The sequence below is a fragment of the Virgibacillus byunsanensis genome (assembly GCF_042675965.1).
Classification (GTDB): domain Bacteria; phylum Bacillota; class Bacilli; order Bacillales; family Amphibacillaceae; genus Virgibacillus_R; species Virgibacillus_R byunsanensis.
Genome location: NZ_JBHTKJ010000083.1, coordinates 1 through 1,401, shown reverse-complemented (window position 1 = coordinate 1,401; position 1,401 = coordinate 1). Strand labels below are relative to the sequence as shown.

1 protein-coding gene is annotated in these 1,401 nt (G+C 37.9%); it reads right to left on the bottom strand.

From position 1 onward, the window contains the following. Positions 1–1,297: IS4 family transposase (locus ACFQ3N_RS20425; protein WP_390365090.1), on the bottom strand; the 1,297-nt coding region annotated here is incomplete at its 3' end. Between the last annotated feature and the right edge of the window lie 104 nt (positions 1,298–1,401).

Sequence of the window (1,401 nt, the reverse complement as noted above, 5' to 3'; positions counted from 1 at the left end):
GTTGTAGTTGACTTTTGATTAATTTTTGAACTTTCTTATTGCTTAAATTCAATGCATCTTCAAGAAGCTCGATTAACTGCTGTAGTGCCACAGCCCAATCGAGATCATTAATCTCATCACATAGTTCATAAAACATGCCACCAAGCGTTCGTTCATCGGTGTTACATCGGTTTTGCCATGAGAGCACAATATATCTTGTGAAAACTATGGTTGTGTGACTAATTAAGCCGTCATACGAACGACCTTGGAACTCCTTTTGGAGTTTCAATAGGGACTTTGTTGTTTTAAAGAAGACTTCTATATCCCATCGCATCCCATAAATACGAATGATTTCTTGATCACTGAGCGTACAGTCTGTGCTTAAAATGGCTAACCACTCACTCTTTTTATTGCGATTGCGAACAAAGACAACTTTAATAGGCACACCATTCGCTTGTGTAGTATGAATAGAACGAAGAATGCTTTTCTTGCCATTGGTTGGCTTCGCTAAACAGTAAAGTTCCTTTAAGCTCACACGTTTACCATTCACGATGTAACGTTGCTTTAGATTCTTTACCATACCAACGACATCAAGGCCTTGGTCCTTAATATTCTTAACGAGAGGCTGATACGTGAACCAAGAATCCATCAGCACATAGGAAGCATCGATGCCGGCATTCATCGCACGTTCGACCATACCAGGTATTTGCTCTGGTGCGGTTTGCAACGCTTCTACTCTTCGTTTATAACCGGAACTACGCTTATCAATTTTTGATGATATTCCATTAATTTGGCTTTTCTTCGAGCTTAATAAAGAAAAGTCCACTGGAATGAACGTTGCGCCATCTGACCAGCCAAGCGTAAGCATACGAAAGCCTTTATAAAATCGCATCTTTTGGGATGCATGATCAAAACAGCGAGCTAATAACTCAACCGATTTACTGCGGTTACGATCATACGAAGAATCATCCAGGATCAATACTTTCGGGCGATCATGACTCGTTAGGTTTGTTACTTTCTTAATCGTATGAACGCTTAGAAATAGTAAAAACCTTCTCCAAGCAAAGGTAGACTTGTTTAAAAAACGATAGACCGCATTCTTTTCTGGACATTCACTAGATTTCTTACTTTGAAGTAGTTGAAACCAGTTCTTATTTTCAAAAATCAGACAAAAAACTAATTGAAAAAGATAGGCACAAGTAAAGCCGGCAGACTTTGTAATACCAGCCTTTCTTAGATGTTTAAACAGCTCTAATTCTTTAAAGGTTGAAGAAAGTTCATTTGGTAGTTGATTATTTTGGTCATTATTCGCTATCATATAGGAGACACCTCTTCTGTATTGGTAGTGTTTTCTAGTCAATTACACTATACCAAATGTTGAGGTGTTTTTTTATGCCTATTTCATTTGTCAATGACCATATT